General features: G+C 69.2%; 23 protein-coding genes. 13 read left to right on the top strand and 10 right to left on the bottom strand.

Going from position 1 to position 22,740, the window contains the following annotated elements:
• Positions 1–222 (top strand): hypothetical protein (locus AB0J09_RS25835; protein WP_360696030.1); only part of this gene is annotated, 222 nt, incomplete at its 5' end.
• Here AB0J09_RS25835 and AB0J09_RS25840 read toward each other — a convergent pair.
• Positions 212–1,093 (bottom strand): alpha/beta hydrolase, encoded by an 882-nt coding sequence (locus AB0J09_RS25840; RefSeq protein ID WP_360696033.1) that lies wholly within the window; start codon positions 1,091–1,093, stop codon positions 212–214. The genes AB0J09_RS25835 and AB0J09_RS25840 overlap by 11 nt on opposite strands.
• 73 nt (positions 1,094–1,166) lie before the next feature.
• On the opposite strand from AB0J09_RS25840, the gene AB0J09_RS25845 reads away from it, so the two are divergent.
• Positions 1,167–2,462 (top strand): MFS transporter, encoded by a 1,296-nt coding sequence (locus AB0J09_RS25845; RefSeq protein ID WP_360696036.1) that lies wholly within the window; start codon positions 1,167–1,169, stop codon positions 2,460–2,462.
• Here the strand turns inward: AB0J09_RS25845 and AB0J09_RS25850 are convergent.
• A complete protein-coding gene (locus AB0J09_RS25850) occupies positions 2,450–3,703 on the bottom strand; it encodes a cytochrome P450 (RefSeq protein WP_360696039.1) in 1,254 nt (417 codons plus the stop codon). The two genes, AB0J09_RS25845 and AB0J09_RS25850, sit on opposite strands and share 13 nt — an antisense overlap.
• 42 nt (positions 3,704–3,745) lie before the next feature.
• Entirely contained in the window at positions 3,746–5,290 is a 1,545-nt protein-coding gene (locus tag AB0J09_RS25855) for a GMC family oxidoreductase N-terminal domain-containing protein (protein WP_360696042.1), read from the bottom strand.
• Positions 5,291–5,429: 139 nt separating this feature from the next.
• On the opposite strand from AB0J09_RS25855, the gene AB0J09_RS25860 reads away from it, so the two are divergent.
• Positions 5,430–6,965 (top strand): long-chain fatty acid--CoA ligase, encoded by a 1,536-nt coding sequence (locus AB0J09_RS25860; RefSeq protein WP_360696045.1) that lies wholly within the window; start codon positions 5,430–5,432, stop codon positions 6,963–6,965.
• A 65-nt stretch (positions 6,966–7,030) separates the two neighbouring features.
• On the opposite strand, the gene AB0J09_RS25865 is transcribed toward AB0J09_RS25860, so the two are convergent.
• On the bottom strand, positions 7,031–7,459 hold the full coding sequence (locus tag AB0J09_RS25865) for an SgcJ/EcaC family oxidoreductase (protein WP_360696048.1): 429 nt from the start codon (positions 7,457–7,459) through the stop codon (positions 7,031–7,033).
• A gap of 79 nt (positions 7,460–7,538) precedes the next feature.
• Between AB0J09_RS25865 and AB0J09_RS25870 the strand changes: the two genes are divergently transcribed.
• From AB0J09_RS25870 to AB0J09_RS25900, 7 genes are all read left to right on the top strand, one after another.
• Positions 7,539–7,985 carry a MarR family transcriptional regulator gene (locus AB0J09_RS25870; protein WP_360696051.1) on the top strand — a complete coding sequence of 149 codons (447 nt, stop codon included), beginning with the start codon at positions 7,539–7,541 and terminating at the stop codon, positions 7,983–7,985.
• Positions 7,982–8,629, top strand: a complete 648-nt coding sequence (locus tag AB0J09_RS25875; protein WP_360696054.1) for an HAD-IA family hydrolase — start codon at positions 7,982–7,984, stop codon at positions 8,627–8,629. The genes AB0J09_RS25870 and AB0J09_RS25875 overlap by 4 nt, the downstream gene beginning before the upstream one ends.
• Before the next feature lie 133 nt (positions 8,630–8,762).
• Positions 8,763–9,734: an aminoglycoside phosphotransferase family protein gene (locus tag AB0J09_RS25880; RefSeq protein ID WP_360696057.1), complete on the top strand. Its 972-nt coding sequence runs from the start codon at positions 8,763–8,765 to the stop codon at positions 9,732–9,734.
• A 189-nt stretch (positions 9,735–9,923) separates the two neighbouring features.
• The gene (locus AB0J09_RS25885; protein ID WP_360696060.1) at positions 9,924–11,105 is read left to right on the top strand and encodes a low temperature requirement protein A; all 1,182 of its coding nucleotides are present in this window, start codon (positions 9,924–9,926) and stop codon (positions 11,103–11,105) included.
• Between the two features lie 136 nt (positions 11,106–11,241).
• The gene (locus AB0J09_RS25890; RefSeq protein WP_360696063.1) at positions 11,242–12,267 is read left to right on the top strand and encodes an alcohol dehydrogenase catalytic domain-containing protein; all 1,026 of its coding nucleotides are present in this window, start codon (positions 11,242–11,244) and stop codon (positions 12,265–12,267) included.
• Between the two features lie 311 nt (positions 12,268–12,578).
• Complete coding sequence (locus tag AB0J09_RS25895; protein WP_360696066.1) at positions 12,579–12,731, top strand: MarR family transcriptional regulator; 153 nt, start codon at positions 12,579–12,581, stop codon at positions 12,729–12,731.
• Positions 12,722–13,114: a nucleotidyltransferase domain-containing protein gene (locus tag AB0J09_RS25900; protein WP_360696069.1), complete on the top strand. Its 393-nt coding sequence runs from the start codon at positions 12,722–12,724 to the stop codon at positions 13,112–13,114. The genes AB0J09_RS25895 and AB0J09_RS25900 overlap by 10 nt, the downstream gene beginning before the upstream one ends.
• Before the next feature lie 163 nt (positions 13,115–13,277).
• Here AB0J09_RS25900 and AB0J09_RS25905 read toward each other — a convergent pair whose 3' ends face one another.
• The 4 genes from AB0J09_RS25905 to AB0J09_RS25920 all read right to left on the bottom strand — a co-directional run bounded on the left by AB0J09_RS25905 (position 13,278) and on the right by AB0J09_RS25920 (position 18,542).
• The gene (locus AB0J09_RS25905; RefSeq protein WP_360696072.1) at positions 13,278–14,537 is read right to left on the bottom strand and encodes a cyclopropane-fatty-acyl-phospholipid synthase family protein; all 1,260 of its coding nucleotides are present in this window, start codon (positions 14,535–14,537) and stop codon (positions 13,278–13,280) included.
• 5 nt (positions 14,538–14,542) lie between these two features.
• Positions 14,543–15,892 carry an FAD-binding oxidoreductase gene (locus tag AB0J09_RS25910; RefSeq protein WP_360696075.1) on the bottom strand — a complete coding sequence of 450 codons (1,350 nt, stop codon included), beginning with the start codon at positions 15,890–15,892 and terminating at the stop codon, positions 14,543–14,545.
• A 131-nt stretch (positions 15,893–16,023) separates the two neighbouring features.
• Positions 16,024–17,007, bottom strand: a complete 984-nt coding sequence (locus AB0J09_RS25915) for an NAD(P)-dependent oxidoreductase (RefSeq protein ID WP_360696078.1) — start codon at positions 17,005–17,007, stop codon at positions 16,024–16,026.
• Entirely contained in the window at positions 17,004–18,542 is a 1,539-nt protein-coding gene (locus tag AB0J09_RS25920) for a serine/threonine-protein kinase (RefSeq protein WP_360696081.1), read from the bottom strand. Before AB0J09_RS25920 ends, AB0J09_RS25915 begins: the two co-directional genes overlap by 4 nt.
• 119 nt (positions 18,543–18,661) lie before the next feature.
• Between AB0J09_RS25920 and AB0J09_RS25925 the strand changes: the two genes are divergently transcribed.
• Positions 18,662–19,783, top strand: a complete 1,122-nt coding sequence (locus tag AB0J09_RS25925; protein WP_360696084.1) for a CaiB/BaiF CoA-transferase family protein — start codon at positions 18,662–18,664, stop codon at positions 19,781–19,783.
• Here AB0J09_RS25925 and AB0J09_RS25930 read toward each other — a convergent pair.
• On the bottom strand, positions 19,738–20,970 hold the full coding sequence (locus AB0J09_RS25930) for an FAD-dependent monooxygenase (protein ID WP_360696087.1): 1,233 nt from the start codon (positions 20,968–20,970) through the stop codon (positions 19,738–19,740). The two genes, AB0J09_RS25925 and AB0J09_RS25930, sit on opposite strands and share 46 nt — an antisense overlap.
• 78 nt (positions 20,971–21,048) lie before the next feature.
• Here AB0J09_RS25930 and AB0J09_RS25935 point away from each other — a divergent pair, with 78 nt between their 5' ends.
• Positions 21,049–21,567: a TetR/AcrR family transcriptional regulator gene (locus tag AB0J09_RS25935; protein ID WP_360696090.1), complete on the top strand. Its 519-nt coding sequence runs from the start codon at positions 21,049–21,051 to the stop codon at positions 21,565–21,567.
• Here the strand turns inward: AB0J09_RS25935 and AB0J09_RS25940 are convergent.
• A complete protein-coding gene (locus AB0J09_RS25940) occupies positions 21,564–22,016 on the bottom strand; it encodes an effector binding domain-containing protein (RefSeq protein WP_360696093.1) in 453 nt (150 codons plus the stop codon). The genes AB0J09_RS25935 and AB0J09_RS25940 overlap by 4 nt on opposite strands.
• Before the next feature lie 93 nt (positions 22,017–22,109).
• Between AB0J09_RS25940 and AB0J09_RS25945 the strand changes: the two genes are divergently transcribed.
• Positions 22,110–22,740 (top strand): CBS domain-containing protein (locus AB0J09_RS25945; RefSeq protein WP_360696096.1); only part of this gene is annotated, 631 nt, incomplete at its 3' end.

Here is a 22,740-nt window from a genome sequence, read left to right on the forward strand (position 1 = left end):
CCGCCGCGCGGGTTGCTGGCGCGGGACCTCGGCCCGCTGTGGCGGGAGGTCCGGCGGGTGCTCGCCGACGACGGGGTGGCCGTGGCGCTGGTGCACGACGGGATCCCGCGCGGGTTCGCGGTGGAGGAGGCGGTCCGGGTCAGCCTGTCGGGGCAGCACCCGGTGATCGCCGTCCTCAGGAAGGAGGCGGCCCGCACAGGACGGGACGGCCTCAGGAGGTGAACCCCTGCGGGCGGACCTGGGTCATCTCAGCCGCGGACGAGGTCCCGAGCCAGTCCAGGATGAGGCGGTTGACCTCGGCCGGGCGCTCCAGGTGCAGGAAGTGCCCGGCGCCCGCCACCTGCTCGGCCCGCGATCCGGCGGCCAGGTGGCTCAGCGCGTTCTTGGCCAGCTCGGCGCTCAGGCACCCGTCCTGGGAGCCGTGCAGGTAGAGGACCGGGCCGGTGACGCCGCCCTCCAGGGCCGGGTAGCGGCCGGAGGGCGGCGTGGTGCCCAGCATGGCCCGGTAGTAGCCGAGGGCCGCGCTCAGGTTGGCGGGCTCGCCGATGCTGCGCCGTACGAACTCGAGGTCCTCCCTCGAGTCGTACCCCGGCGACCAGTCGCGCCAGAGGTTCTCGAGGAAGCCGGGGCGCGCGACAGCCGCCTCGCCCAGGTACGTCTGGAAGAGGAAGACGTAGAAGGACCGCTTGAGCTGCTCGTACTCGAGGAAGCCGGCGCCGAGGGAGCCGGGCGGCGGCACGGCCAGCGTGACGGCACGGCGGAAGCGGCCGGCCAGGTGGTACACGGGGAAGGCGCCCCAGTCGTGCCCGATGACGACGGCGTCCTCGTCACCGCCGAGCTCCTCGTGCAGCGCGCGGACGTCGGCGACCAGCGCGGCGTCCTCGTACGCGCCGTCGGCCGGCACCTCGGTGGGCGCGTAGCCGCGCATGAACGGCGCGACCGCGCGGTAGCCGCGCGCGGCCAGCGCGGGCATCAGGTGCCGCCAGGTGTGTGCTGTGTCGGGGAAGCCGTGCAGGCACAGCGCCAGCGGCCCCTCCCCCACCGTCAGATACGCGAACTCCACACCGTTGGCGTGGATAGTCCTGATCTCCATGACTGCGAAACCTAGCATTCGGCCCGCCCCAGGAGTACCACTGCTGGAGGGGCCCTCTTGCTGAGGAGATCGCATGCGACGGGGATGGGTACTCGCGCTGGCGTCACTGACCATCGTGCTCGTGGTGGTCGACTTGACCGCCGTCACGATCGCGTTACCTGATATCCGCTCCGACCTGCGGGCGAGCCTGCCCGAAGTGCAGTGGGTGGTGGACGCGTACGCGCTCACCCTGGCCGCCGTGCTGCTGCCCGCAGGGGTCCTGGCCGACAGGTACGGCAGGCGCAGGCTGCTGGCCGTCGGCGTGTCGGTCTTCACGCTGGCGTCGCTGGCCTGCGCGCTCGCCCCGACGGCGCCCCTGCTCGACCTGGCCAGAGGCGTGCAGGGCCTGGGCGCGTCCGCGCTTTACGGGACCACGACGCCGCTGATCGCCTCCGTCTATCCGGAGGGCCCGGAGCGGGGCAAGGCTCTCGGAATCTTCAGCGCGGTCTCCGGCCTGGCCATGACACTGGGCCCGGTCGTGGGCGGCGCGCTGACGGGCGCGTTCGGCTGGCGGGCGATCTTCCTGATCAACCTGCCGATCGGCGCGTTCGTGCTGGTGGCGCTGCGGCAGCGGGTGGCGGAGTCACACGGCAGGGGTCACCTGGACCCGCTGGGGATCGTGCTGGTCGCGGCGGCACTGTTCGCGATCATTCCGGCGCTCATCCACGACCTTCCGTGGCTGCTGGCGGTGGGCCTGGTACTGCTGGCGGCGTTCGTGGTCGTGGAACTGCGGACGGCCGAGCCGATGATCGACTTCGGCCTCTTCCGCAACGGGGTGTTCGCGGTCGGCTCGGGCACGACGCTGCTCATGCTGGCCGCGCTGCTGGGCGCGTTCACGTACCTCACCCTGTACGTTCAGGGCCCGCTCAACGCCGGCCCTGTGGAGGCGGGCACGCGCTTCCTGGCCTTCAGCGTGGCGGCCGTCATCGGCCCGGTCGCGATCGGGCGGGTGCTGCACCGGTGGCCAATGGGCGTGCTCATCGCCGCCGGCCCTGCGCTGATCGCGCTCGCGCTGCTCGTCATGAGCGTCCCCGCGGCCGACCCGTGGACGCCGATCATGTTCGGGCTGTTCCTGGGCGGGCTCGGCCTGGGCGCGGGGAACGTCGTGGCCAACCAGGTCGGCCTGACCGCGCCGATGGACCGCGTGGGGATGGCGACCGGCGTCGTGAACACGGTCAAGCAGGTCGGCACGGCCGTGGGCGTGGCCGTGCTGGCGGCGCCGTACCGGGCGGGGATCGGCTCGATGCTGCTGGTGGCGGCCGCCCTGGCGCTGACGGGCGCGCTGCTGCCGGTGGTGCTGGTCAGGCGCGCCGCCGGTCAGAAGGTGTAGCGCATGTGCTTGATGCCGTTGATGAAGTTGGACAGCAGGTAGTCGGGCTCCCCCACCGCCTTGATGTGAGGCATCCGGGTGAACAGCTCCCGGAACATCACGGTCATCTCCCTGCGCGCCAGGTGCGCGCCGAGGCAGTAGTGCGGCCCGGGACCGCCGAACCCGACGTGGGGGTTGGGGTCGCGGGTGATGTCGAACGTGTCCGGCTGCGAGAACACCGCCTCGTCGCGGTTGGCGGAGTTGTAGAAGAGCAGCACCTTGTCGCCCTTCTTGTACCGGGTGCCGTTCATCTCGTAGTCCTGCGTCAGCGTGCGGCGGAACTGGATCACCGGCGTGGAGTACCGGATGATCTCGTCGCACGCGGTGACGATGTGGCCCTCGAAGTTGTTCAGCAGGATCGCGCGCTGGTCGGCGTGGTCGGTGAAGAGCTTGAGCCCGTGCGAGATCGCGTTGCGGGTGGTCTCGCTGCCCGCCACCACCAGCAGGATGAAGAACGACCCCAGCTGCTGCGGGGTGAGCCGCTCCTCGCCGTTGACCAGCAGGCTCACCAGGTCGCCCGTGGGCCGCTTGCGCCGCTCGTCGCCCAGGCGGGCGGCCAGCCGGTTGAGCGAGTATCCGGCGCGTAGCAGTTTGGCCAGACCCTTGGCGACGTTGCGGCGGGTGAAGACGGGGGCGACGCCGGTGTACTCGGGGTCGGTGTTGCCGAGGATGACGTTGGTATGCTGCAGCACCGTGTCATGAGACTCCTGCGGAATCCCCATCATGTCGCAGATGACCCGTACGGGGAGCTGGGCGGCCACCTGCGCCACGAAGTCGCCCGGCCCGTCCTCGATCGCGCGGTCCACGATCTCGGCGGCGGCCTTCGCCAGGTCCTCCTCCATCTTCGACAGGATGCGCGGCGTGAAGGCCCTGGACACGATCCTGCGTAACGTGGCGTGCCGCGGGTCGTCCATGTTGATCATCGAGCCGAAGTACACACTCAGCCAGCGCGGCATGTCGGGGATGCTGTTGGAGCACGGCTCGCTGCTGAACACGGCCGCGTTCCTGCTGGCCTCGATCACGTCGGCGTGGCGGACGAGCGCGTAATAGCCCGGGCCGCCGCCGACGAACGGCACGACCTGCTCCTGCATGAAGACCGGGTGGTCCAACTGCCTCAGCCTGCGGAAGGCCTCTGTACGCTCGGCCTGCGGCAAACCCCAGAACGGGAGCTGCGACAGGTCCACGTCAGCGGTCAGCGTCATACCACCCAAGCCTTCTGCAAGTGAGCACTTACGTCAAGGGACTTAAGGCGCCTTCCTTATCAAATCGGCGCCTTTCTCGCCGATCATAATGGCCGGTGCATGGGTGTGCCCTCGATTCAGCGTCGGCATGATCGACACGTCCACGACCCTGAGCCCCTCCACGCCGCGTACCCGCAGCGAGGGGTCCACCACGGAGGCGTCGTCCGTCCCCATGCGGCAGCTGCCGACCGGGTGGTAGAGCGTCTCGCCGCGCTCGCGTACCCACTGCGCCAGCTCCTCGTCGCTCTCCGGCGCCCAGTACGGCGCCATCGGCCCGCCCGCGTACGGCTTCATCGCCGTGGTGGCGAAGACCTGCTTGGCCGTCTTCAGCCCCGCGACCAGGCGCTTGACGTCGGCCTCCGCGGTCAGGTAGCCGGGGTCGATGACGACATCCCCGCCGTTGAGCCCGACCCTGCCGCGGCTCTCCGGCTGCAGCAGCACGACGCCGACGGTGAGCCCGTGGCCGGTCGGCGGGGCGAGGCCGTGCTCGAGGAACGGCACGGGGGCGAAGACCAGCTCGACGTCGGGCGCGGGTTCCTCGTCCGAGGTCCTGATGAACGCGACCGCCTCCCCCACGTTCGTGGTGAGCATGCCGGAGCGCAGGACGAGGTAACGCAGCAGGTTGCCGATCGACTCGGCCTTGGTCAGCGTCACCGGCTGCTCGCACTCGACGAACACGCCGGTCGAGAGGTGGTCCTGCAGGTTCTTGCCGACCTCGGGCAGCTCGTGCACGATCGCGACCCCGGCGTCGCGCAGCTCGCCGGGCGCGCCCACGCCGGAGCGCATCAGCAGGTACGGGGAGCCGATCGAGCCCGCGGACAGGATGACCTCTCTCTTGGCTCTGACCTGGGCGCCGCCACGGTGCTCGATGCCGGTCGCGCGCCTGCCGTCGAACACCACCCGGTCCACGGTCGCCCCGGTGATCACGTGGAGGTTGGGCCGCGAGGCGGCCGGGCGCAGGTAGGCGTCGGCCGAGCTCCACCTGCGGCCGCGGTGCTGCGTGACCGGCGTGGGGCAGTAGCCCTCGTTGGAGCGCCCGTTCAGCTCGCCGAGCCGGGTGAAGCCGAGCTCCTCGCACGCCTTGAGGAACGCGGCGGTGGTCACGTTGGGGCTGCGCAGCTCGGAGATGTAGAGGGGCCCCGAGGTGCCGTAGACGTCACCCTCGTTGCTGCCGACGCGGTGCTCGGCCTTGGTGAAGTACGGCAGGACGTCGTCGTACGACCAGCCGGGGATGCCCCACTGGTCGTAGTCGCGCTGGCAGCCGCGCACCCACATCTGGGCGTTGAGCGAGGACGAGCCGCCGATCACGCGGCCCCTCGGCCAGTAGAGCTCCCGGCCGGACATCTCGCTCTGTTTGGCCGTGGTGTAGTTCCAGTCGTAGTCGGTCTTGAACAGCTTGGCGAAACCCGCGGGCATGCGGATCTCCAGCTTGTCGTCCTTCCCGCCCGCCTCGACCAGCGCGACCGACACACCGGGATCCTCCGAGAGCCGGTTGGCCAGCACACACCCCGCGGACCCCGCCCCTACGATCACGTAGTCGTACTCCATGGCTCCTCCAAGTAACTTGGTACTTGCTTACTCCAGGCGAGCGGACGCGTCCATATGCACTTGTGACCTCTGTTACCTATCAGTAGGTATGCGGTCCTGCTTAGAGTGGCGCCAAGCCCGGCTAGAGAAGGAAGGCGTCATGCTCAACCTGTCGGTCGTCCTTGAGGACAGCGCGAGGAACACCCCCGACGGCACGGCCATCGTCTTCGGGGACATGCGACTCCCCTACTCCATGATCGACACCGTCGCCAACCAGGTCGCGAACCTGCTGGTGTCACGCGGTGTCGGCAAGGGGGACAAGGTGGCGCTGGCGTGCCCGAACCTGCCGTACTTCCCGTTCGTCTACTTCGGCATCCTCAAGGCCGGGGCCACGGTGGTGCCGCTCAACGTGCTGCTGCAGTCGCGGGAGATCGCCTACCACCTCGACGACAGCGACGCCAAGGCGCTGTTCTGCTTCGAGGGCACGCCCGAGCTGCCGCTGGGCGAGCGCGGCAAGGCGGGTTTCGAGGGGGCGCCGGGCTGCGAGCACTTCTTCGTGCTGCCCGCCACCCCGCTCGCGACCGAGTCTCCGTACGGCGAGTCGATCTGGGCGGCGCTGGGCGGAATGGCGAGGGAGTTCGAGACCGTGCAGACGGCCCCCGACGACACCGCGGTGATCCTCTACACCTCGGGCACCACGGGCCAGCCCAAGGGCGCCGAGCTCAGCCACCAGAACATGCTGCTGAACGCCATGGGCAGCGACAAGATGTTCCCCCGCACCGACGGCGGGGACACGTATCTGGCGGTGCTGCCGCTGTTCCACTCCTTCGGCCAGACCGTGGTCATGAACACCGGCTTCCTGCGCGGCGCCGCCATCGTGCTGATGCCGCGTTTCGAGCCGGGCGAGGCGCTCGCGCTCATGGTCAAGGAGGGCGTCACGTTCTTCGCCGGGGTGCCGACGATGTACTGGGGCCTGCTCACCAAGATCCACACGGAGGGCGTGGAGGTGCCCAGCACGCTCCGGGTCGCCGTCGCGGGCGGCGCGTCCTCGCCGGTGGAGGTGCTCAAGGACTTCGAGCGCACCTTCGGCATCGGCATCCTGGAGGGGTACGGCCTGTCGGAGACGTCGCCGGTGGCCAGCTTCAACCAGCTCAGCCGCCCCACCAAGCCCGGCACGGTCGGCACCCCGATCTGGGGCGTGGAGATGAAGCTGGTCGACGGCGACTGGAAGACCATCGAGGGCGAGGGCCCCGGCGAGATCGCCATCCGCGGCCACAACATCATGAAGGGCTACTACGGCCGCCCGGAGGCGACGGCCGAGGTGATGAAGGACGGCTGGTTCCGCACGGGTGACATCGCGACCCGCGACGCGGACGGCTTCTACTCCATCATCGACCGGGCCAAGGACATGGTCATCCGCGGCGGCTTCAACGTCTATCCGCGCGAGCTCGAAGAGGTCCTCATGACCCACGAGGCCGTGTCGCTGGCCGCCGTGGTGGGGGTTCCGCACGAGTCCCACGGCGAGGAGATCAAGGCGTACGTCATCCGCACACCCGGCTCGACGATCACCGAGGACGAGCTGATCGCCTGGACCAAGGAGAACATGGCGGCCTACAAGTACCCCCGGATCGTCGAGTTCCGCGAGTCGCTGCCGATGACGGCCACGGGCAAGATCCTCAAGCGCGAGCTCCGGTAGCCGTTTGCTGAGGCGCGGGCGTTCCGCCCGCGCCTTTCCCTGTTCGGAGGAGTGCGCCGCGTCCGTCATCCACGCGGCCGGCTGGCCGGGACGTACTTGAACGACACCGCCTCCATCAGCGGCCTGCGCCTGGTGTTGTGGAAGGAGGCGATGCGCCACCTGCCGTCGGCCTCGCGGACCAGCGTGTACGTCTGTACCTTGGTCAGCTTGCCGGGGTGCTTCTTGGCCACGTCTCCCTTGCCGACGGCCACGGCGGTGCCGGTGCCGTAGAAACGGACCTCGACGATCTCGTTGAACATCTTCGTGCCCTTGAGCACCGTGTCGAACAGGGCCTGATGCCCGGAGGCGAGGTCCTCCCTGCCGTGGTAGACGGTGCCCACGAAGGTGGTGTAGCTGGCGTCGGCCGTGAAGCACGCGCCGTACGCGTTGCCGTCGCCACGGTTCCAGGCGTCCTCCAGCTCGGCGAACAGGCTCTGGATCTCGGTAGTGATCATTTCCGCTCCCTCTGATATTATCTGTATTGGAAAAGTTTCTGCATTCATGCAGATATCAACTTAAGGAAGAGGAGAGGGCTTGTCAACCGATCCCAGCGCCACGTTCCGGCGCTACCTGAGCGCGATCGTGCTCAACAGCCTGGCCGCCGCCGAGGCCGCCGGGCTCAACGCCACCGACTACTACGCGCTCAACCTGCTCGACCTCACCGGGCCGCTCACCTCCGGCGAACTCGCCGTGCAGACGGGGCTGACCACGGGCGCCACGACGCGGCTCATCGACCGCCTGGAGCGGAGCGGGTACGTACGGCGCGCACCCGACCCCGCCGACCGGCGCAAGGTGATGGTCGAGTCGGCCGGCCAGCCGAAGGGGCTTGACGAGGTGCTGGCGGGCACCCGGAGACGACTGGCCGAGCTGATCCAGGAGTACCCGGAGGCGGAGCGCGCCACGCTGTTCGACTATTTCGAGCGGGCCACGACGGCGTACCAGTCGGCCACCGACGAGCTCATCGCGGCGAGGGACGCATGACGCGGCCCCTCGCACTCTTCGACCTGGACAACACGCTGATCGACCGGCTGGGCGCGTTCAAGCGCTGGGCCGCCGAGTTCGCCGCCGAGCGGCGGCTGGGCGAGGAGGCGGTGGCGTGGATGGTGGCGCTGGACGCGGACGGGTCCTTGCCCATGGACTCGTTCTTCGCTCTGGTACGTGAGCGGTTCGGGCTGGCCGAGCCGGTCGAGGCGTTGTGGGCGGCGTACCGGGCGCGGCTGCCGCACCTGGTCTCGTGCCCCGCCGAAGTGCTCGACGGGCTCGACCGGTTGCGGGCGGCCGGGTGGGCGGTGGGGATCGCGACGAACGGGATGACCGACAACCAGACGGGCAAGATCGAACGGAGCGGGCTCGCGGACCGGGTGGACGGGTGGGCGATCTCGGATGCGGAGGGCGTACGGAAGCCTGACGTGCGGCTGTTCGAGATCGCCGCCCGGAGGTGCGGCGCTTCGCTGGAACCTGGCGGCTGGGTCGTCGGAGACGACCCAGAAAAGGACATCTCGGGTGGACGGGACGCGGGACTGCGGACGATCTGGATCGACCGGGGAGTCACCGGCGGGGTCGTGGCGGATCACACGGTGACCGACGTGCTCTCCGCCATCGAGCTCATCCTCCGTGGAGCGTGACCGGGCACGGAGATCGGTACGCCAGGCCGGGGAAGTACCGGCCCCATTCGCCCGTTATGATCGGCGGATGGGCGAGGCCCCGCCCCTTGTTCATGCGGGTGAAGCGAGCCGCCGGGGCCGATAGCGTGGCCGGATGCGAGATCGGCCGGATTCGTTCGACGAGGGGCTGCTGCGGCCCGCGCTCGGCGCGTGGGGCATCCAGGCGCGCACGCTGGAGTACGCGCCGGTCGGCTTCGGCGACTACCACTGGGTCGCGGACGGGCGGTGGTTCGTCACGGTCGCGGACGTACGGCGCCGGAGCTTCGACGGGCTGCGGCTGGCCATGGACACCGCGGCGGCGCTGCGCGAGGAGGCGGGCCTCGACTTCGTGGTGGCTCCGCTGCGCGCGACCGACGGCACGACGCTGCTGCGGCTCGACCGCCACCGGTGGGCGATGAGCGTCTTCCCCTTCTCGGACGGGACCTCCGGCGAGTTCGGGCAGGAGCAGCCGGCCGAGGACCGGGCCGCGATCATCGACCTGCTCGCCGCCCTCCACGCCACCCCGCCGCCCCTCTCCACTCCCCTGCGCCCGCTGGAGCTCTCGGACCGGGCAGGGCTGGAGCAGGCGCTCCAGGAATCCCGCCTGTCCTGGCTCGGTGGCCCGTACTCTGAGCCCGCCAGGGAGCTGATCGCCGAGCACACCGGGGTGCTGCGCCGCAGGCTTTCGGAGTTCGACCGGATGGCCGCCGACTCCGGCGAGCCCGTCGTGACGCACGGCGAGCCGCACCCGGGAAACCTGATGCGTTCCGGCGAGCGGCGGCTGCTGGTCGACTGGGACACGGTCGGGCTGGCGCCGCCCGAACGCGACCTGTGGCTGGTGGCCAGGGACGCCGACGACCTCGCCCGGTACGCCGACGCCACCGGCCGCACGCCCAGCCTCGCGGCTCTGGAGCTCTACCGGCTGCGGTGGGCGCTCGATGACGTGGCCGAGTTCGTGGCGTGGTTCCGCTCGCCGCACGGGCGCACGCCGGACGCCGAGGAGAGCTGGGACGGCCTCACGGGCACCCTCGAGGCCCTGGCCGCCGCCTCTCCCGAGGGCCAGGTCCTGCCCGTCGACCACGCATGACATCGAGATCCGCGGCGAGACCGTGATCAAGCGATACCGCTCGTGGGACCGCCTCGAACCCCACCGCGATTGGACCGCGCTCAACGTGCTCGCCGAGCCCGCCCTGCGGCTTGATCGGATGGCTCGCGGACTCCCTGTGCTGCGCCACGATGAGGGGGCGCAATGATGCGGTAAGGGAGGAAAACAGGGATGACCGGTACACATGATGGCGGGAGCGGGGCGCCGCTGTGGCGCAGGATGGCCGGGCGCGACCCCGCCGAGCCGCATCGGGTCGCCACCCCGCTGGAGCTCCTGTCCGATCTGTGCTTCGTGGTCGCCGTCGCGCAGGCGTCCGCCGGCCTCCACCACGCGCTGTCCGGGGGGCATGCGGGCGCAGGCGCGCTTGGCTACGTGATGGTGTTCTTCTCGATCTGGTGGGCGTGGATGAACTTCACCTGGTTCGCCTCCGCATACGACACCGACGACGCGGCGTACCGCTTGCTGATCTTCGTGCAGATGGCGGGGGTGCTCGTCCTCGCCGCCGGGGTCCCGCGGGCCTTCCAGGACGGGGACTTCGGACTGGTCACCCTGGGTTACGTGGTCATGCGCTCGGCGCTCGTCCTGCTCTGGCTGCGCGCTGCCCAGGGGCACGCCGAGGGGCGGCGCAGCGCGCTGCGGTACGCGTTCGGCGTGGCGGTGGTCCAGGTCGGCTGGATCGCCCGGCTGGCCTTGCCCGAGCAGCTCGGGCAGGCGGCCTTCTTCGTGCTGGTGCTCGCGGAGCTGGCGGTGCCGGTCTGGGCGGAACGGTTCTGGTCGACCACCTGGCATCCGCATCACATCGCCGAGCGTTACAGCCTGTTCACGATCATCGTCCTCGGCGAGTCCATCCTCGCCGCCACCCTCGCCATCCAGACCGGGCTGGACCGGCGGCTCGACGCGGGCCCGCTGCTGTCGGTGGCCTTCAGCGGCATGGTCATCGTCTTCGCGCTGTGGTGGCTGTATTTCTCCCGGCCCGCCCACCTGTTGCTGACGTCGAGCAAGGTCGCGTTCCTCTGGGGCTACGGCCATTATCTGATCTTCTCCTCCGCCGCGGCGATCGGCGCCGGTCTGGCGGTGAGCATCGACTTCGACACCCGTGAGGCGCACATCGGCCCCTTCGGCGCCGGGGCGGCGGTCGCCGTACCAGTGGCCGTTTTCCTGATCAGCCTGTGGCTGGTGCACGTGCGGCCACATCGTCCCGGCCCGCTGGTGGACGGTGCCTATCTCGCGGGGGTGGTCGCGGTGCTGGCGACGGCGTTCACCGGCCTGCCGCTGCCGCTGATCGCGGCGGTGATGATCGTGCTCGTCGTGATCACCCAGCGCGGAGCGGCATCCGTACGCCGGGCGCTCTGACCAGCGGTGGAAGTCAGCCACAGATCCTCACGGGGGTTCCGACGGGCCGTGGATAAACGAGATGAGACTGGAAAGGTGCACGAGTGAGGGCCTCTCTGTAAGGCCGCTGCTTCTCGCAAGAAGAAGAGGAGACGGCATGTCTTCTGCCATGCACCGTTCCATACAGGTCGCCGAGCCTGGCGGGGACATGTCTCTGGTTCGGGTGGATACCCAGGAGCCGGGCCCGGGCCAGGTGCGGATCGCCGTCGAGGCGTGCGGGGTGTGTCACTCCGATGAGTTGATCATCGCCGGACACATCCCGGGCACCACCTTTCCCGTCACGACAGGGCACGAGATCGCGGGACGCATCGACGCGATCGGCGGCAATGTCACCGGCTGGTCCGTCGGTGATCGGGTGGCGGTCGGCTGGTACGGAGGCAGTTGCGGCCACTGCGACGCCTGCAGGGAGGGCGACGGCGTCCTTTGTCCCGAGCTTCAGGTGCCGGGTGTCGCGTACGCCGGAGGGTTCGCTGACTCCGTCGTGGTGCCGGCCGTCGCCCTGGCCGCAGTCCCGGACGAGCTCACGGCCGTGGAGGCCGCGCCCCTGGCCTGCGCCGGCGTGACCGTGTACAACGCGCTGCGCCGCAGCTCCGCGCGTTCGGGCGACACCGTCGCGATCCTCGGGCTGGGCGGCCTGGGGCACCTGGGCGTTCAGTTCGCCTCGAAGATGGGCTTCAACACCGTCGCGATGGCCCGCGGTCCGGAGAAGGCGTCGCTGGCTCACAAGCTCGGCGCGTCTCACTACATCGACACGGCCACCGAGAATATGGCCGATGCGCTGCAGGCCCTGAGGGGAGCCAAGGTGGTGTTGGCGACGGTGACCAACGCCGCGGCGATGTCCGCGGCGGTCAACGGGCTGGGACGCCGCGGCGAGCTCATCATCGCCGGCGTCGCCATGGACCCGCTGAACATCACGCCCCTGCAGCTCGTGGGCGGGGCCAAGCGGGTGCAAGGGCACGCTTCCGGCATCGCGGTCGACACCCAGGACACCATGAGGTTCGCCGCCCAGAGCGGCGTCCGGGCGTGGACCGAGGAGGTTCCGCTGGAGGAAGCCGGTGCGGCGTTCCAGAAGATGGTCTCCGGCCAGGCCCGCTTCCGCATGGTCCTGACCACCGGCAACTGAAGACCTCGCGGGAGGGGGCTCCTGGACAGGGCCCTCCGTTTGCCCCAATGCATAGTGTAGCCATATGGTCACCCTTGGCAATTGCGTTCGGCAAAGGAGAGCACGTGGGCAGGCACGCCAAGCCCCATAGTCCCAAGGACGAGCTACCGGAGCCCCAAGAGGACTCCCGGGATAACGAAATCCACACCAGCCGCGGCAAACACGCGAAGGACATGCAACCGGCACAGTAGCGGCGCATCTCCCCTATCGGGGCGGTGCGCCGCCGTCACACGATCGGGCCGCAGCTCGTGGAGCTTGCGTAAGCTGCAAGCTTGGCCTGGCTGTTTCTGCATCCCGGCCAGGAATACCCACAGGTCGAGCTGGCGAGGCGGCTAGAGGTCTCACCATCAGCCGTCACCCGGGAAGTCGATCGTCTGGCCGCCGCGGGACTGCTGGTCCGCGGAGAGTCGGCAATATGCGAATGATCAGCGCGGACACGGACGTCGTCGTTGCGCGCCCTCTCACAGAGCTGCTCGCATTGACGTACGGCCCGATGGCCGTGCTGGGCGAGCAGTTGTCGGGCATCGCCGGCGTCGAGGAGGCGTACATCTACGGCTCCTGGGCGGCCCGGTACTCCGGCGAGGGGGGCAGAGTCCCGAACGATGTGGATGTCCTGATCGTCGGCACCGCCGATGAAGATGAGCTTTATGACGCGGCCAGGGCCGCGGAGGGGCAACTCGGCAGGGAAGTGAGCATCCGCCGGTTGAGCCGTACGGAGTGGGCGTCTTCGGAGGGCGATCCTTTCCTGGAGACGGTCAAAGCCCGGCCGCTCGTACGGATAAAGATCAACGAAGGTGAGGGTCGATGAGGTGGGAGCATCGGAAGGGTCGTTGAACCGCCGAGCTGGATCTTGCGTAAAGTGCAAGCTAGGATTCACTTTTCGCAATCAAGCCACTCTCGGTGGGCTTCCATGAGCCCTCTTGGGAGGCGCTTGCATGGCGCGGAGCGCCTCCCAGAGCGAAGGCCTTCGGTTACGGCCAGTCGATCGCCGGGCGGAGGGGCACGCCCGAGTGGCCGTTCTTGTCGAGTTTCACGCCAAGCACCTGGTGGAGCTGGACCTTGTTGCGCTCGAAGCCCACGATGCAGCCCGCCATGTACAGGGCCCAGACCCGGGCCGTGCCCATGCCCACCTCTTCGACCGCGTCGTCCCAGTTGGCGTCGAGGTTGTCGCACCAATGGCGCAGCGTCTTGGCGTAGTGCTCCCTGAGGTTCTCCTCGTGGCGGATTTCGAAGCCCAGGTCCTCCATCTGCCTGACCAGCCAGCCGACCGACTCCAGCTCACCGTCAGGGAAGACGTACCGGTTGATGAAGCCGCCCTTGTTGAACGTCTTCTCCTTTCCGGTCGGCCGGGTGATGCAGTGGTTGAGGAGCCGCCCGCCCGGCTTGAGCTTGCTGTACAGGAAGGAGAAGTACGAGGGGACGTTCGCCTTGCCGATGTGCTCGGTCAGGCCGATCGAGCTGACCGCGTCGAAGTCCGTCTCCTTGACGTCCCGGTAGTCCATGAAGCGGACCTCCGCCAGGTCCTGCAGGCCCGCGTCGGCGATCGCCTTCTGGGCCCACTCGGCCTGCTGCCTGCTCAGCGTCACGCCGAGGGCCTTGACGCCGTAGTGCTTGGCGGCGTGCATGACCATGCCGCCCCAGCCGCAGCCGACGTCCAGCAGGCGCATCCCCGGCTTGAGGCCGAGCTTGCGGGCCACCAGGTCGAACTTGGCGAACTGGGCCTCCTCCAGCGTCGACTCCTCCGAGGGGAACGCGGCGCACGTGTACGCCATGGACGGTCCCAGGACCCACTCGTAGAAGCGGTTGGAGACGTCGTAGTGGTGGTGGATGGCCTCCGCGTCGCGCTGCTTGGCGTGACGGGAGCCCAGCCTGGCCAGGGCACTCTGGCGCATCTCCTGCGGGGGCGGCGGCACCCGCATGAGGAGCGGCTTGACGCCCAGAGCGCGAACGGCGGCGATCTTCTCCTGGGTGGTCAAGTCGTTGGTGGTGATGTTCCACATGCGGTCGAGCAACGTGTACAAGTCGCCGTGCACGTCGATATGACCGGAGATGTACGCCCTGGCCAGGCCCAGCTCGCCCGGCGCGTGCGCCAGGTAGGAGACCGCGATGGGCGACTTGACCTCGATGCTCAGGTCGGCCCCGTCCGGCCCTGCCTTACTGCCGTCGTACGCCTGGAACGAGACGTTCGCTTCCGTGCCGACGATCTTCTCAAAGATGCTTGCCAGAGCCAATCTGCTCACCTTCCCCGTACACATTTTTCGTACAGGTCCAGCAGGCGACCGTTCGGGTCGTATTCCCGCTTGACCGACCAGTAGGCATCGCCGTTGTACAGCTGCCAGAACTGCTCGCGAGCGTAGAACGAGGTCGAGTAGAGCGACTTGTGACCGTCGAGCTCGTGTACTTCACGCTCGATCAGCCGGTTGTAGTAGCCGTCGAACTGCCCTCGCGGCAGCGGCACCATGCCCCAGAAACCGAAGTTGACGTAGAGCCTGCCCGGCTCAAGGGGGTAGAGCGGCCAGCGAGAGCTGGACCGCAGCGGGCACATCCACACCGGTGTCATGCCCACCTTGTCGTGGAAGAACTCCAGGAACTCCGCCCCCCGCTCGACCGGCGTCTCGACGTCCTGGATGACGGACTCCTGCACCGGCTGGTCACGCCACCGGTCGATGCGGGCGGTCAGTCCGTACTTCCTGTCGAGCGCCACCAGGCGGCGGTAGACGTCGGAGCGCATCCAGCGGCGCGGCATGAGCGAGCGGACGACGGGCTGCTGCACCCCGAACGCGCGCGAGCACCAGAACCAGTCGGTGTCCCAGCGCCACAGGTAGTCACGGATGGTCAGCCAGTCGCGGTTGCGCTGCCTGATCGACTGGTAGTAGATGCGCATCCCGGTGTAGTCGGAGACGTAGGGGGCGCGCTCGGCGAAGCGGCCGACCGTGATGTACATCTCCCCCGGGCTGAAGAAGACGCCGTCCACGAAGTCGACGCTCTCGCCGTCGTGGACCATGCTCTCGCAGATCTCCTGCATGGCCAGCATGCACTTGGCCGCGTCGGTGAACTTGACGTGCGTCAGGCGCACGTACGGCTGGACCTTGCGCAGCTTGATCTTGATGCGCAGCGCGTAGCCGAGCGTGCCGTACGAGTTGGGGAACGACCGGAAGAGCTCGCGATGCTCGTTGTCCTCGCGCGCCACGATGATCCGCCCGTCGCCGGTGAGGATCTCGAGCTCCTCCACCGACTCGTGCGGCAGGCCGTCCCTGAAGCTGGTGGACTCGATGCCGAGCCCGGTCACGGCGCCGCCGAGCGTGATCGTCTTGAGCTGCGGCACCACGTACGGCATGAGCCCGTACGGCAACGTGGCGTCCACCAGATGCTCGTACGTCGTCATGCCCTGGACCTCGGCCGTCATGGTCTCGGGGTCGACGCTGATGACCTCGTCGAGATCCCTGGCCGAGAGCTTGGCCGTCTTGCCCGAGTCACGGAACCTGAAGAGGTTCGACGTGGCCTTGGCCAGGCGAGGGGCGGCTCCGCCCGGAATCTCGGCGTATGACTGCCGGATCTGCTCTACTGCCCGTTGGTGTGTCGACATCTTCGTCGTCACTAAAGCACCCCCCTTGAGCTGGTAGAGATCGTCCGTAAGACGGTATCTCCCACGAGCTACTCCGAATAGACCGGGGTCGTTAAAGACACGAAAACTGTTCATAGTGCCAGGTGAAATGCCTACGTGGTAGGTGATTGCGTAAACTTCCTGGAGATCGTCGGGGATACGCCGTTGAGCACGTTGTCCACCTCCCGACCCTCCACCGCGGCGGTGAGGTTGTCCAGGGTGGCCGCGAGCAGGCGGCCCGTGGACTCGGGCGTGACGCCCGCGACGTGCGGGGACAGCAGGACATTCGGGAGATCTCGCAGCGGATCGTCCGCGGGCAGGGGCTCCTCGTCGAAGACGTCGAGCGCGGCGCCGCCCAGGTGGCCCGCGCGCAGGGCCGTGACCAGTGCCCGCTGGTCGACGACTCCGCCCCGCGCGGCGTTCACGAGCAGCGCGCCCTGCTTCATGCGGCCGGGATCGACCAGGCACCGGGTCTCGTCCGAGAGCGCGATCACCACGACCACGACGTCACTCGAGGAGATGAGCGTCGGCAGGTCCTCGAAGCCGGGGTCCTCGCGGGGCGTGCGGGTCCAGTACGAGACGTGGCAGCCGAGCGCGCGGAACATCTCCGCGCTGGTGGCGCCGATCGGGCCGTAGCCGACGATGCCGACCCGGCGGCCGCGTAGCTCGTGGGGCTGCAGGCCCTGCTGCGGCCACTCGCCGGCGCGTACGGCGGCGTCGGCGGCGGCCAGCTTGCGCGACAACGAGAGGGTGGCGGCCAGGCACCACTCCGAGACCGCCACCGCGCTGACGCCCGGCGTGTTGGCGAGCGGCACCCCGGCCGCCGCCAGGGCGTCCAGGTCGTGGCCGTCCACGCCCACGGACGGCTGCTGCACGAACGCCAGCAGCGGCGCGGCCTTGACCGCCTCGGCGTCCAGCACGAGCGTGCCCGTCCAGTCGCCGAGCACGATCTCCGCCTCGGGTAGCGCGGCCAGGAGCGCGTCCGTGTCGCGGGCCGCGGGCACGCGTACGGTCACCTGGTCGCCGAGCGGGGCGAGCAGACGGCGCATGAGCTCTTCGGGGAGCGGGGGCAGGGCGAGCAGGTTCCAGGGGCTCATGCCCCCACAGTAAAGCTGCTGATCACCTGCCGCATAAGGCCTCTGTTACGCATCCACTGGGCCTCGCTGACCGTCCAGGACACGATGTACGCGGCGTCGCCGATCGCCACGACCCGCCGCACCTCGTGGTACCGGGTGCCGGGCGTGACCCAGCGGGCGTCGCCCCCGCTGCCCGCAGTCCAGGAGAACTCCCACTCCACGGCCTTGGCGCCCTGGTGCACGACCGTCCTGCGGCTGCGGTTGACGATGTCCTGGGCGTTCTGCTTGAACGTCTCCTCCGAGTCACGCATGACCTGGTTCGGATCGGTGTTGGAGTAGACGGCCTCGACGCCGAGGTGCGCGCTCCCGTCCCTGCGGGTCCACTCGGTGACCGCCTCTCTGAGCGCGCCCCGCCAGCCGGTCGGCCGCATGATCGACCAGCCGTCGCGCGACCTCCAGGCGCGTACGGCCGGGACGACTCTCGTCACACTCGGCGTCGGGGTGGGCGTCGCACTCGCCTCCGGCGTCTGCGCGGCCGTCGGCGTGAGCGGGCTGGTCGCGGCAGCGGGGGCGGTGGCGCGCGGGGTGCCCTCCGCCGGGGAGGCGAGCTTGAAGTACGCCACCGCGCCGCCCGCGACGACCACCACCGCAGCCGCGGCCGCCGCGAGCACGGCCCGGCCTCGGCCTCGGCTCGGCTTCTTGTCTGGCAGCACGTCCCGATCGTTGTACGCGGGCCTGGCCGCGAGGATGGCCGTGAGCAGCCGGTCGGCCTCCTCCGCGCTCACCCGCTGCTCCGGCTCCTTCTGCAGGAGGCCCTTGAGGACCGGGTGCATGATCGGCGGGATCCTGCGGTAGTCGGGCTCCTCGTTGAGCAGCGCGTTGAGCGTGGACATGGGGTCGCCCCGCTCGAACGGCGAGCGCCCCACCATGCACGCGTACAGCGTGGCGCCCAGCGACCACAGGTCGGAGGGCGGCCCCGCGTTCTCGGCGCGGACCCGTTCGGGGGCGAGGAAGCTCGGCGAGCCGGTCACCATGCCGGTCTTGGTGAGCGAGGCGTCGCCCTCGACCTGGGCGATGCCGAAGTCCATGAGCACGGCCCGGCCGTCGTCGGTCAGCAGGATGTTGGCCGGCTTGACGTCCCGGTGCAGGATGCCCGCCTCGTGCGCGGTCTTCAGCGCGGACAGCACCTGCCGGCCCAGCTCCGCCGCCTCCCGCACCGGCAGCGCGCCCGAGGTGAGCACGACCTCCTCCACCGTGGGGTGGCGCAGCAGCTCCATCACGATCCACGGCCGGCCGCCCTCCTCGACGACGTCGTAGATCGCGACGACGGACGGGTGGCTCAGCTTGGCCGCGGTACGGGCCTCACGGGCGGTCCTTAAGAGCTGACGCTCCTGCTCGCCCGGCGACAGCCCGTCGGGCAGCAGCACCTCTTTGATGGCGACCTGCCGGTTGAGCAGGGTGTCCTGCCCTTCCCAGACCACGCCCATGCCGCCACGGCCCAGTTCACGCAGTAACTGGTAGCGCCCTGCGATGAGGCGGTTGCTATCCGAAACCATGTCCTACCCCTGTTGACCACCCGAACACAGTGGGCAAGTTTCCCATACCTCCCACAGCTTCGCCGGTAGGTCGTGAAGGCGGCTTGCGACAGATCACCGAAGGTTGTTCTACTGTGGAGATGCCTGAAGTTCGTAAAGGCCCGCTTGCCGGGGTACGCGTGCTGGAGCTGGCCGGGCTCGCCCCAGGTCCGTTCGCCGGGATGATGCTGGCCGACCACGGCGCCGAGGTGCTGCGGGTGGACCGGGTCAAGGCGGTCTCCGACCGGCCGCGTACCGACGTCATGGACCGCGGCAAGCGCACGATCGGGCTGGACCTGAAGGCGCCCGAGGGCGTGGCGGCGTTCAAGGAGCTGGTGCGGCACGCCGACGTGGTGATCGAGGTGTTCAGGCCGGGCGTGGCCGAGCGGCTCGGCATCGGGCCCGAGGACCTGCACGCCGTGAACGAGCAGCTGGTCTACGGCCGGATGACCGGCTGGGGGCAGCACGGGCCCCTGGCGTCCACGGCCGGCCACGACATCGACTACATCGCCATCGCCGGCATCCTGTCAATGCTGGGCCGCGAAGGGGACAAGCCGACGCCGCCGATCAACATCCTCGGCGACTTCGCCGGCGGCGGGCTGATGCTGGCCTACGGCGTGCTGCTGGCCCTCTTCGAGCGGGAGCGCACCGGCAAGGGGCGGGTGATCGACGCGGCCATGGTGGACGGGGCGGCGACCCTGTTCGCGATGTTCTACCAGGCCGCGCAGAGCGGCTACTGGGGGCCGCGCGGCACGAACCTCCTGGACACCGGCGCCCCGCAGTACGACACGTACGAGACCGCCGACGGCCTGTTCGTGGCCGTGGGGTCGCTGGAGCCGCAGTTCTGGGAGGCGATGGTCACGCTGATGGGGCTGACCGACCTGCCCGACAGGAACGACAGGGCGCAGTGGCCCGCGCTGAAGGCCCGCCTGACCGAGGAGTTCAGGAAGCGCACGCGGGCGGAGTGGGAGGCGCTCTTCGACGGCTCGGACGCGTGCGTCTCGCCCGTGCTGTCCATGGCCGAAGCCGCCGCCCACCCGCACAACGCGGCCCGGGGCTCCTTCGTCGAGGTCGGCGGCGTCACCCAGCCGGTGCCCGCACCGCGCCTGCTGGGCGTTCCCGCGCAGGAGCTCTCGCCCGCCACCCGGCTCGCCGACCTGTCGTCCTGGGGCCTGTCTCAGGAGGAGGCCGGCAAGCTGCGCGACCAGGGGGTGCTCGCGTAGTCCTTCAGCGCGATCGAGTCGTGCAGGCGCACGCCCTTGCTGCTGATCTTGGCGGCCGCCGTGGTGAGCACGACCGGCAGGTGATTGACGAGCCGCACCATCCCGGTGAGCGCCCACAGGTCGAACCGGGTGCCCGGGACGATGCGCTTGGCCGCGTTGACGGCGAACGTGCGGCTGCGGCGCACGTAATCGCCGATCTCGGCCTCGTACGCGGGGAAGGCCCTGGTGTGGTCGCCGCCGTACGTGGCGAGCTCGCCCGCCAGAATGTACGCCCCCACGACCGCCAGGCTCGTGCTCCCGCCGACGGCGGGTCCCGGGCAGTACCCGGCGTCGCCCACGAGCGTCACCCGGCCACGTGACCAGGTGTCCAGGCGGAGCTGGGTGATCGAGTCGAAGTAGAACGCCGGCGTGCGGTCCAGCTCCTCCAAGAGCCGCGGCACCTCCCAGCCCATGCCGTCGAAGTGCGTGCGCAGCAGCTCCTTCTGCCGGGGGATGTCCCGGTGGTGGTAGTCCAGCTGCTGGGGTGTCCTGAAAAAGAACCCCGCCCGACCGTCGTCCATGTGCCCGGCGCCGTAGACCGCGGCCATCCTGCCGACTCCCGCGACGCCCTCCATGCGGCCGTCGAGCCCGAGGTAGTTGGGCACCGAGACGACGGCCAGGTAGGCACCGATCCAGGTGGTGAACTGCGACTCGGGGCCGAAGACCAGGCGGCGCACGTTCGAGTGCAGGCCGTCGGCGCCGATGACCAGGTCGAACGCGCCCGTCCTGCCGCTGTCGAAGGTGACCTCGCCCGCTTCCGAGATCGACGCGATGGAGTCGCCGAAGACGTAGTCGACGTCGTCGCGGGTGGCGTCGTAGAAGATCTCGCTCAGGTCGTCGCGCATGATCTCGACATGCCGGTCGGAGACTGCCGTCATCACGCGGCGCAGCTCCAGCTCCACGGGCCGCGACTCACCCTCCCTGTGCATCGCGAGCCACTCGATGCCGGTCTTCTTGGTCATGACCTGCTCCAGGACGCCCATCTTCTCGACGATGTCCATCGCGGGCCTGAACAGGTCGACCGCGTGGCCGCCCGTCTTGCGGGGCGCCGGGGCCCGCTCCACGACCGTGACGGCGAAGCCGTACCTGGTGAGCCAGTACGCGAGGGCCGGGCCCGCGACGCTCGCGCCGGAGATGAGGATTCGCATGACCCCTCCTTACTTAACGGTTGGTAAGTACGAAGGTAGCACGCTTACTTAACAGTAGGTAAGGGATATTCTTCAACCATGCCCAGTGACACGAAGACCCGCATCCAGGAGGTGGCCCGTGAGCTCTTCGTCTCGCAGGGCATTCAGAACACCAGCCTGCGCCAGATCTCAGACCGGCTGGGCATCACCAAGCCCGCGCTCTACTACCACTTCGCCTCGCGCGACGACCTCGTACGCAGCATCGTCCAGCCGATGGTGGAGGACATCGAGCGGTTCGTCTCGACGCGGGAGCCGGGCGACCCGCGGCAGCTGCTTGACGACTACTTCGAGCTGATCTGGCGGCACCGCGAAGTGATCACCATGATGGTGCGGGAGCTGTCCACGCTGGGCGTGCTCGATCTGGGCACGCGTATGTTCGAGTGGCGGCGCCAGGTGATCGCGCTGCTGCTGGGGCCCGAGCTCACGCAGGAGCAGCACATCCGGGCGACGGTGGCGCTGGGCGGGATGTCCGACTGCTCGGTGGAGTACGCGCGCCTGCCGATGGAAGAGGTCAAGCCGGCGGCCGTCGAAGCGGCGGCCGCCGCGCTCGGCCTCTAGACCGCTATATACAGATCCGCACCCTCCGGGTGGTGCACCTCGAGGTCCGTGGTGAAGGCACGCGACGGTGTGCCCCCCGACTCGGTGTGCTTCCACACCTGCTGCCACGCGTCGACCAGCGCCTGCGGCATCTGGCCGCGGGCCTCCAGCTTCAGCGACTGCGCGGCCGGCACGCGCACGGCCACCATGCCCTCCGGCAGCCGCGGCACGGTGCGCACGCCGGTGCCGACGATCTGCGTGTAGGCCCCGTTGTGGTCGCTCTCGTAGTCGGTCAGCACGGCGTAGAGGTTCTCGTCGACGCGCCCCGGCACATGCGCGAAAGCCCCAGGAGCGCCCGCCCGCTGCCACAACGCGGGCAACTTGGCCCGCGCCGGATCCATCTCATCGGCATTCGTGGTACGTACGGCGAAGCCGACCACGATCAGCTCGGCGCGTTCGGTGACGTCCACAGGCCTCCTCCCCCAAAAGTGTCCCGGCCGATCATAAGCCCCCACGAAACAGGGAACCGCTAGCTGGGCCATCAACGCATAAGATGGACGAACGTGAAGTTTCTCAATGGCCTCGAGCCTCACCACGATCTGACCTACAGCGACGTGTTCATGGTGCCGTCGCGTTCTTCAGTCGGTTCCCGGCTCGAAGTCGATCTCTCGACGCACGACGGCACGGGCACCACCATTCCCGTCATCGTGGCGAACATGACCGCGGTCGCCGGCCGTCGCATGGCGGAGACCGTGGCACGGCGGGGCGGCATGGCCGTGCTCCCGCAGGACATCCCTCTGGACGTCGTGACGAACGTCGTCGACTGGGTCAAGAAGCGCGACCTCGTGCACGACACGCCGCTCACCCTCACCCCCCACGACACGGTCGGCGAGGCGCTGCAACTGCTGCCCAAGCGGGCGCACGACGCGATCATCGTGGTCGACTGGGAAAACCGGCCGGTCGGCGTCGTGACGGAGGCCGACTGCCAGGGCGTCGACATGTACACCCAGCTTTCGCAGGTCATGTCGAGCGAGCTGCTGACGCTGCCCGCCGGGCTCGACCCGCGGGCGGCCTTCGACCGGCTGCACGGAGGACGGCACCGGCTGGCGCCCATCGTGGACCAGAACGGGCGGTTGGCGGGCATCCTCACCCGGCTGGGCGCGCTGCGCGCCACCCTCTACCAGCCCGCGGTCG

This window comes from Nonomuraea sp. NPDC049784 (assembly GCF_040659615.1).
Classification (GTDB): domain Bacteria; phylum Actinomycetota; class Actinomycetes; order Streptosporangiales; family Streptosporangiaceae; genus Nonomuraea.

What these genes read in the sequence shown, in the direction of transcription:
- AB0J09_RS25850 (WP_360696039.1), bottom strand. Translation starts at nt 3,703, where the DNA reads ATGACGCTGACCGCTGACGTGGACCTGTCGCAGCTCCCGTTCTGGGGT.
- AB0J09_RS25930 (WP_360696087.1), bottom strand. Translation starts at nt 20,970, where the DNA reads ATGCGAATCCTCATCTCCGGCGCGAGCGTCGCGGGCCCGGCCCTCGCG.
- AB0J09_RS25875 (WP_360696054.1), top strand. Translation starts at nt 7,982, where the DNA reads ATGACGCGGCCCCTCGCACTCTTCGACCTGGACAACACGCTGATCGAC.
- AB0J09_RS25935 (WP_360696090.1), top strand. Translation starts at nt 21,049, where the DNA reads ATGCCCAGTGACACGAAGACCCGCATCCAGGAGGTGGCCCGTGAGCTC.
- AB0J09_RS25860 (WP_360696045.1), top strand. Translation starts at nt 5,430, where the DNA reads ATGCTCAACCTGTCGGTCGTCCTTGAGGACAGCGCGAGGAACACCCCC.
- AB0J09_RS25910 (WP_360696075.1), bottom strand. Translation starts at nt 15,892, where the DNA reads ATGTCGACACACCAACGGGCAGTAGAGCAGATCCGGCAGTCATACGCC.
- AB0J09_RS25840 (WP_360696033.1), bottom strand. Translation starts at nt 1,093, where the DNA reads ATGGAGATCAGGACTATCCACGCCAACGGTGTGGAGTTCGCGTATCTG.
- AB0J09_RS25845 (WP_360696036.1), top strand. Translation starts at nt 1,167, where the DNA reads ATGCGACGGGGATGGGTACTCGCGCTGGCGTCACTGACCATCGTGCTC.
- AB0J09_RS25890 (WP_360696063.1), top strand. Translation starts at nt 11,242, where the DNA reads ATGTCTTCTGCCATGCACCGTTCCATACAGGTCGCCGAGCCTGGCGGG.
- AB0J09_RS25885 (WP_360696060.1), top strand. Translation starts at nt 9,924, where the DNA reads ATGACCGGTACACATGATGGCGGGAGCGGGGCGCCGCTGTGGCGCAGG.
- AB0J09_RS25855 (WP_360696042.1), bottom strand. Translation starts at nt 5,290, where the DNA reads ATGGAGTACGACTACGTGATCGTAGGGGCGGGGTCCGCGGGGTGTGTG.
- AB0J09_RS25880 (WP_360696057.1), top strand. Translation starts at nt 8,763, where the DNA reads ATGCGAGATCGGCCGGATTCGTTCGACGAGGGGCTGCTGCGGCCCGCG.
- AB0J09_RS25900 (WP_360696069.1), top strand. Translation starts at nt 12,722, where the DNA reads ATGCGAATGATCAGCGCGGACACGGACGTCGTCGTTGCGCGCCCTCTC.
- AB0J09_RS25925 (WP_360696084.1), top strand. Translation starts at nt 18,662, where the DNA reads ATGCCTGAAGTTCGTAAAGGCCCGCTTGCCGGGGTACGCGTGCTGGAG.
- AB0J09_RS25865 (WP_360696048.1), bottom strand. Translation starts at nt 7,459, where the DNA reads ATGATCACTACCGAGATCCAGAGCCTGTTCGCCGAGCTGGAGGACGCC.
- AB0J09_RS25920 (WP_360696081.1), bottom strand. Translation starts at nt 18,542, where the DNA reads ATGGTTTCGGATAGCAACCGCCTCATCGCAGGGCGCTACCAGTTACTG.
- AB0J09_RS25915 (WP_360696078.1), bottom strand. Translation starts at nt 17,007, where the DNA reads ATGAGCCCCTGGAACCTGCTCGCCCTGCCCCCGCTCCCCGAAGAGCTC.